This window comes from Streptomyces sp. 15-116A, from assembly GCF_025290915.1.
Classification (GTDB): domain Bacteria; phylum Actinomycetota; class Actinomycetes; order Streptomycetales; family Streptomycetaceae; genus Streptomyces.
This window is the reverse complement of sequence record NZ_JAOCQE010000314.1, coordinates 1-6686: the sequence shown is the minus strand read 5'-3', so window position 1 is coordinate 6686 and position 6686 is coordinate 1. Positions and strand designations below refer to the sequence as shown.

Here is a 6686-nt window from a genome sequence, read left to right as displayed (position 1 = left end):
GACGGCCCCGCCTACGGCAACGCCGTCGTCATCAAGCACGGCAACGGCACGTACTCCCAGTACGCCCACCTGTCGCAGGTCAACGTGAAGATCGGCCAGATCGTCAAGACCGGCCAGAAGATAGCCCTGTCCGGCAACACCGGTAACTCCAGCGGCCCGCACCTGCACTTCGAGATCCGCACCACCCCGAACTACGGCTCGGCCATCGACCCGATGAAGTTCCTCCGCGCCCACGGCGCCTGACCGGCCCCGTAAGGCTCCGCCCCCGGGCCACTGAAGGGCCCACGGCCACCATGGCTGACGAGACGAACGACACAGAGCCCGCCGTTCCCGAATCGGTGGTCATCGACCTGGCCACGGTAAGGAATGCCGAGGAACTGCACCGCCTGCTCCAGCGACGGCTGCAGTTCCCGGATTTCTACGGCCGGAACTGGAACGCGTTCTGGGATGCGATCACCGGACTCGTCGATCTCCCGCACGAGCTGATCTTCACCGGTTGGTCCGCTTTCTCGGCGGCTCTTCCGGCCGAAGCCCACAAGCTGCGGGCCCTCCTCGACGACTATCTGGGTGAATACGGCCAGTACTTCGCCGTGCCACGCCGCATCCACTACCGATAGCACCGGTCCACGCCACCTGGTTGGTGCCGCCCACACCCGCGGGGACGGTAAGGAACCACCAGACACAACAGCGGGGCTCCCTCGCCTCCCTTTTGGCCCTCGAGTGAAATCACCGACAGGTCGACGGGGCGGGCCCCCTTCATTTCACCCACGAGGCGCTTGGGTTGTGGCGATACGTCACCCCTCGGACGCAAGCTGCACGAAGTTCGCCCATGCTTCGGGCGTCACGGCGAGGCGGGGGCCTTCGGTGGCCTTGGAGTCGCGGATGTGGACGGTGCCGGGGGTGAGGGCGAGTTCGACGCAGGATTCGCCGTCGTTGCCGCCGCTGTAGCTGCTCTTGAACCAGGCCAGTTCCGAGTCGCCCATCATGTCTCTCCCAGCAGTCTCTCGATGAAGGCCAGCGACTCCCTTGGCGAGAGCGCCTGAGCCCGGATCGTGCCATACCGCAGTTCGAGGATGCGTAGGTGTTTGGGATCCGGGGTCGGACGGCCGTTGAACGCACCGTCTGAGCGGCCCACCGCCGTGCCGTCCGCGAACTTCAGCAGCTCGATCCTGCCGTCCAGGCCGGAGTGGGTCTCGCAGTCCATCGGCATGACCTGGAGCACGACGTTGTGCAACCGCCCTACCTCCAACAGGCGTTCGAGCTGCTGGCGCCACACCATTCTGCCCCCGATGGGACGTCGCAACGCGCCCTCTTCCAGGACGAAACTGAGCGCCGGAGCCGGATCCCGCGCGAAGACCGACTGCCGGGCCAGTCGCGCGGCCACCATGCGCTCCACGTCATCCGGTGAATACGGCGGCTGCGCCGCGCCGATGACGGTCCGCGCGTGATCCGGTGTCTGCAACAGCCCAGCGATGATGTTGCACTCGTAGACACCGATCTCGACGGCCCTTCCCTCCAGCTTCCCCAGCTCCCGGACCTTCTTCGGATACCGGACCTTCTTGACGTCCTCCCACGTCGCCGAGATGAGCCCATCGGCCCCCAACACCTCGTCGGACCGGTCGAGATATTCCTTCCGAGGAATTCGCTTGCCGCCCTCGACCTTGCGGACCAGGTCCTCCCCGTACCCGATCGCCGCCCCGAACTCGGCGACCCGCATCCCCGCCGCCTCGCGCCGCAGCTTCAGCTGCCGACCCACCGTCGCGATGACCGCGACACCCCACTCGTCGTCCGGGTCCACCTCCCAACCCGGCTCGTCCGCCTCGCTCTTGAGCCGACCCGTCTCCGCCTCGACCGTCATACCGCGCCCTCCGTCGTACTCGCCGTGCCGCCCACAGCGCCCTACCCGTACGAACCGCCCTGACAGCCCCGACAGCACCGGACAGACTCCGGACAGTCACCGCACGTACCCGCTGAGTCTCTCCACGACGTCAGTGTCCGGCACTCACTCGCACGGGTGAACATCACGGGATCAACCGGAAATCGGACCGCTCAACACGCCTACGCTCGGCGCACGTTCCGCAGGGATATGCAAGGCGCACCACACCGCATGGTCAGTCCGCCCCACGAGGCGATGCATCGCATCTTCCAGCACGACCCCGGCCTGTTCAGCCGCGTCTCACGCTTCCTCGGCGTCGACATGCCGCCCCCGGTGAACGCCGCGGTCCTGCCGACCGACCTCACCGAGACCGCGCCCGTCGAACGCCGCGTGGACACGCTGCTGCGTCTGGAGACCGCCGAGCAGGGCGCGTTCCTGCTGGCCGTCGAGGCCCAGGGCAAGAAGCACCCGGACAAACCGTCGGCCTGGGCGTACTACGCCGCCCACCTCTGGACGAAGTACAAGCTCCCCACGGCCCTCCTGGTCGTCTGCCAGGACTACGCCACCGCCAAGTGGGCCCAGCAGCCCGTCAGTAGCGGTCCGCCCCAAATGCCCACGCTCACCCTCCAGCCACTGGTCGCCGGGCCGCACAACATGCCGGTGATCACCGACCCTGAAGAGGCCCGCGCGGACCTGGTGCTGGCCAGCCTGGCGGCCATTACTCACGCCACCGAACCGGTCATCAATGGGATACTGAAGGCCCTGTCCACCGCGTTGCGGGACACACCGGAAGCCATCACAGACCCCATCATCGAATTCACCGCCCAAGGCCTGGCCAAGAGCCCGGCCAAGCAGCTCTGGAGGAACCTGGTGGCCGTGGACCTCTCCTTCTACAAGTCGTACATCGCCGAAGAGATCCGCGAGGAAGGCCGTGAGCAAGGCGTCGAACTGGGGCATGCCGAGCGCGGCGCCCAAGACGTCCTGCTCGTGCTGGAGCGGCGCGGACTGGACATTTCCGAAGCCGTCCGCAGCCGCATCACGGAATGCCACGACCCTGAGATCTTGAGCCATTGGCTCGCTCTCGCCGTCACCGTGCCCAAGGCCGAAGACATCTTCGAGGCGAGCGACCCTGACGGTGCGTAGGAGCGTGGACCGCTCCTTCCACACATCCTGGCGCGCCGAAGAGATCCGCGAAGAAGCTCGCAGCCAGGCCCGCGAGGAAGGCCGTGCTCAAGGTTTTGGGGAGGTTGTTCCGCTGGTCCTCGCGAAGCGGCAGCTCGAGGTCTCCGAGGAGGTCCGCCGACGGGTCACCGACTGCAGGGAACTCGACGTGCTGGACCTCTGGCTCGGCCGGGCCATCACCGCGGCCGCGGCCGAAGAGATCTTCGACGACGAGTAAGCGCCCCCGGCCTCGGCCCTCCGGCCCCTCCTCAGGAGTGCCCCAGCTCCGCCGACGACGCGTCCTCGACCGCCGGGACCGAACCCGAGTCGGGGGACGGACGGAGCGGGAAGGGGTCGACGCGGGTCTCGTCGATGACCGGCGGGGCCGGCTGCGGGGGCTTCGGCATGACCGCTGCCTCCGAGTGGCCGCCGCAGCCGTACGCCAGGGAGACCACGCGGCCGTCCGCCGGGGAGAACTCGTTGGCGCAGACGCCGAAGGCCTGGCCGAGCGAGCCGCCGATCGGGACGAGGAAGCCGCAGGTCACGCAGGAGGCAGGCGCCGCCTGGGCCATCGGGGTCTTCGCGCCGAACGCCTCCTCCCAGCGGTCTGCCGCGCTGTGCAGGCCGTAGCGGGACAGAACGCGGGCGCGGCGCATGCCCAGTTCCTCGGCGACCGCGGCGATCGAGCCACGCGCGGGCGCGGTGAGGTGCGCGGGCGCGCCCGGGGTGACCTCGGCGTCCTCCGCCTCCGCCAGGTCGGCGAACTCCTCGGAGAGCGCAGAGTTCGGCGGGAGCTCGTCCTCGCCCGAGTAGCCGGGCTCCAGGCGCAGATCCTCCGCGTCCGTGGGGAGCAGATCCCCCGGTCCCATGTCCCCGGGGCGCAGCCGCTCGCTCCACGGCACCCACTCCGGGGCGAGCACCGCGTCGGGGCCGGGCAGCAGTACCGCCTCGTCCACGGTGACGATCTTGGCGCGGGAGGCGCGGGCGACGGTGACGGCCCAGCGCCAGCCGCGATAGCCGAGCTCCTTGCACTCGAAGAAGTGCGTGACGACGCGGTCGCCCTCGGAGACCAGCCCCTCGTGCTCGCCGACCACCCCCGGCGCGGCGGCCTCCTCGGCTGCGGCGCGGGCGAGGTCGACCGCCTCGGCGCACAGACGGTCGGGGGTCCGGCTTCGCGTTGCTGCGCTCACAGGTATCGCTTCTCTCCTACGCCGTCTCACGAGTGCGCCACCGCGCGGGGGCGGACGGAGCGGACCGGGGGACCGCGTCGACGTCCGCGCCGAATCGTGCTCGGGCGCGCCTCCATCCATTCTGCGGGATGGCTGAGATACGCACGCTACCTTCTCGCGTCCGCTGGGCCTACACCGACGGTTGTTCTCACCTCCGCGCGCCGCCCGCCCGCACCCTTCGCCGTTGCGCCGGACAGACCCACCCGCGCCGCGTCCCTCCCGATACGGCACTACACACCCCGTTCTCGGGGCACTATGGCGTCGTGGCTACCGCGAGGACACCCCAGGGCGCCACCGGGAGCGGTGGGCCGAAAGGGGTCAAGGGGAGGAGCGGCCGACGCGTCCGGACGGGCCGGGCGGGCGGCCGTCTTCGTGCCGTCGGCCGTGCGCTGCACTTCCCGGTGACCGGCGCCGCACGCGGCATCCGCAAGGCGACCCACGCGCACGGCGCCGGTGAGTCAGGGCTCGGCAAGCTGATCGAGCTGCACGGCGTGAACGGCGCCGGCGACGTCATGATCACCGTCGCGCTCGCCTCGACCGTGTTCTTCTCGGTGCCGACCGACGAGGCCCGCGGGCGCGTCGCGCTCTACCTCGCCATCACCATGGCGCCCTTCACCCTCCTCGCCCCCGTCGTCGGCCCCCTCCTCGACCGCCTCCCGCACGGCCGCCGCGCCGCGATGGCGGGCGCGATGTTCGCCCGCGCGCTCCTCGCGCTCGTCCTGTCCGGCGCGGTCGTCACCGGCAGCCTCCAGCTGTATCCGGCCGCCCTCGGCGTGCTGGTCGCCTCGAAGGCGTACGGCGTGGTCAGGAGCGCGGTGGTGCCGCGGCTGCTGCCGCCCACGTTCTCCCTGGTCAAGGCGAACTCACGGGTGACGCTCGGCGGGCTGCTCGCCACCGGGATCGCCGCGCCCATCGGCGCCGGGCTCCAGCAGATCGGGCCCCGCTGGCCGCTCTACGGCGCGTTTGTGATCTTCGTCGCGGGGACGGTGCTGTCCTTCACCCTGCCGCCGAAGGTGGACTCCGCGAAGGGCGAGGACACCGCGCTGCTCGCCGCCGACGAACAGCATCTGCACGGCCCGCACCGTAAGCCGGTCAAGCGGCCGGGGCTGCGCACGGTCGGCCCGGCCGTGACGAACGCGCTCGGCGCCAACGCCTCCATCCGCTGCCTGACCGGCTTCCTGATCTTCTTCCTGGCGTTCCTGCTGCGCGAACACCCCATGACCGGCCAGAGCGCCGCGGTGTCGCTGGGGATAGTGGGCGTGGCGGCGGGCACCGGCAACGCGCTGGGTACGGCGGTCGGCGCCTGGCTGAGATCCCGCGCCCCGGAGATCATCATCGTCACGGTCGTGGCCTGTGTGGCGGGCGCCGCCGTCACCGCCGCCGTGTTCTTCGGCGCCGTCCTCGTCGCCTGTCTCGCCGCGGTCGCCGGGTTCGCGCAGGCCCTGGCCAAGCTGTCGCTGGACGCGCTGATCCAGCGGGACGTGCCGGAGCTGGTCCGTACGTCGGCGTTCGCCCGGTCCGAGACGCTGCTGCAGATGTCGTGGGTGCTGGGCGGCGCCGTCGGCATCGCGATGCCGCTGATCGGGCCGCTGGGGCTGGCCGTGGGCGCCGGGATCGTCGGCACCGGCTGGCTGCTCACGGTCCGCGCGCTGATCGGTTCGGCCCGGCACGGGGGCACGGGGCGGGCGCGAGTGGCGTAACGCTCCGGCCACGCCGTACCCCCACATGGGAGGCGGACCGGGCCCGCCCTATAGCCTTCGTGCCATGACCACGTTGCAATCCGCTGTGCGACGCCGCCGCGCCGTCGCCGCCGCCGGCGCCGTATCCGCCGGACTGCTCGTCCTGTCGGCCTGTGACAAGCCGACGCCGATGGCCACGATCACCGTGGGCAGCTCCTCGGTGAGCTCCGAGGCCACCTGCGGCGGCGAGGGCGAGGCCCTGAAGGCCGCCGACATCAACAAGTGCCTGAAGGACAAGGGCGTCGACGAGATCAAGGTCGACCCGGACGCCACCGTGCGCTTCGGTGTGGACCCGGAGATCGCCGACGAGGGCTGGACGATCCTGATGAACGGCCAGCCGCTGACCGACTCCAGCACGAAGACGTACCGCACCATCCCGGGCAGCGTGTTCTTCAACGAGCAGTACGGCGCCCAGGGCGACTCGACCCTCGTGTCGATCAAGGGCGGCGAGACCGACGCGACGGGTCTGTGGTCCTTCAGGCTGAAGAAGGACGCCTGATCACGTCGTCCGCACGCATCCTCGTGGCCACCGCGGTCCCCGCCGAACGGGACGCGGTGGCCCGGGCGTTCCCGGGGCCCGTGACCGAGACCCCCCTCCCCGGTGCGGTCCTGCACCGGGTCACCGGCGGCCCCGACCTCCTCGCCGCCGGGGTCGGCCCGGCCCTCGCCGCCGCCTCCACG

At 70.5% G+C, this 6686-nt stretch carries 9 protein-coding genes and 1 pseudogene; 7 read left to right on the top strand and 3 right to left on the bottom strand.

What is annotated here, in order from left to right; genetic code table 11:
• The coding region (locus N4P33_RS30820) for a M23 family metallopeptidase (RefSeq protein ID WP_260830232.1) at window positions 1-243 on the top strand (243 nt) is incomplete at its 5' end.
• 50 nt (window positions 244-293) lie between these two features.
• Window positions 294-617: a barstar family protein gene (locus tag N4P33_RS30815; RefSeq protein WP_260830231.1), complete on the top strand. Its 324-nt coding sequence runs from the start codon at window positions 294-296 to the stop codon at window positions 615-617.
• Window positions 618-794: 177 nt separating this feature from the next.
• On the opposite strand, the gene N4P33_RS30810 is transcribed toward N4P33_RS30815, so the two are convergent.
• The gene (locus tag N4P33_RS30810; RefSeq protein WP_260830230.1) at window positions 795-986 is read right to left on the bottom strand and encodes a DUF397 domain-containing protein; all 192 of its coding nucleotides are present in this window, start codon (window positions 984-986) and stop codon (window positions 795-797) included.
• Entirely contained in the window at window positions 983-1858 is an 876-nt protein-coding gene (locus N4P33_RS30805) for a helix-turn-helix transcriptional regulator (RefSeq protein ID WP_260830229.1), read from the bottom strand. The genes N4P33_RS30810 and N4P33_RS30805 overlap by 4 nt, the downstream gene beginning before the upstream one ends.
• A 249-nt stretch (window positions 1859-2107) precedes the next feature.
• On the opposite strand from N4P33_RS30805, the gene N4P33_RS30800 reads away from it, so the two are divergent.
• Together N4P33_RS30800 and N4P33_RS30795 are read left to right on the top strand one after the other, a co-directional pair.
• Window positions 2108-3019: a hypothetical protein gene (locus N4P33_RS30800; protein WP_260830228.1), complete on the top strand. Its 912-nt coding sequence runs from the start codon at window positions 2108-2110 to the stop codon at window positions 3017-3019.
• A gap of 4 nt (window positions 3020-3023) precedes the next feature.
• The gene (locus N4P33_RS30795) at window positions 3024-3275 is read left to right on the top strand and encodes a hypothetical protein (RefSeq protein WP_260830227.1); all 252 of its coding nucleotides are present in this window, start codon (window positions 3024-3026) and stop codon (window positions 3273-3275) included.
• Window positions 3276-3306: 31 nt separating this feature from the next.
• Here the strand turns inward: N4P33_RS30795 and N4P33_RS30790 are convergent, their stop codons facing one another.
• Window positions 3307-4227 carry a DUF3027 domain-containing protein gene (locus tag N4P33_RS30790; RefSeq protein WP_260830226.1) on the bottom strand — a complete coding sequence of 307 codons (921 nt, stop codon included), beginning with the start codon at window positions 4225-4227 and terminating at the stop codon, window positions 3307-3309.
• A 302-nt stretch (window positions 4228-4529) separates the two neighbouring features.
• On the opposite strand from N4P33_RS30790, the gene N4P33_RS30785 reads away from it, so the two are divergent.
• The 3 genes and pseudogenes from N4P33_RS30785 to N4P33_RS30775 all read left to right on the top strand — a co-directional run.
• Window positions 4530-5966: an MFS transporter gene (locus N4P33_RS30785; RefSeq protein ID WP_260830225.1), complete on the top strand. Its 1437-nt coding sequence runs from the start codon at window positions 4530-4532 to the stop codon at window positions 5964-5966.
• Window positions 5967-6030: 64 nt separating this feature from the next.
• Window positions 6031-6504, top strand: a complete 474-nt coding sequence (locus N4P33_RS30780; RefSeq protein ID WP_260830224.1) for a DUF2771 domain-containing protein — start codon at window positions 6031-6033, stop codon at window positions 6502-6504.
• 23 nt (window positions 6505-6527) lie between these two features.
• A pseudogene (locus N4P33_RS30775) lies at window positions 6528-6686 on the top strand (futalosine hydrolase); the annotation flags it as partial.

Bases quoted from the DNA above. Each gene is read 5' to 3' on its own strand.
- N4P33_RS30810 (WP_260830230.1), bottom strand. From the start codon at position 986: ATGATGGGCGACTCGGAACTGGCCTGGTTCAAGAGCAGCTACAGCGGC.
- N4P33_RS30805 (WP_260830229.1), bottom strand. From the start codon at position 1,858: ATGACGGTCGAGGCGGAGACGGGTCGGCTCAAGAGCGAGGCGGACGAG.
- N4P33_RS30780 (WP_260830224.1), top strand. From the start codon at position 6,031: ATGACCACGTTGCAATCCGCTGTGCGACGCCGCCGCGCCGTCGCCGCC.
- N4P33_RS30815 (WP_260830231.1), top strand. From the start codon at position 294: ATGGCTGACGAGACGAACGACACAGAGCCCGCCGTTCCCGAATCGGTG.
- N4P33_RS30800 (WP_260830228.1), top strand. From the start codon at position 2,108: ATGGTCAGTCCGCCCCACGAGGCGATGCATCGCATCTTCCAGCACGAC.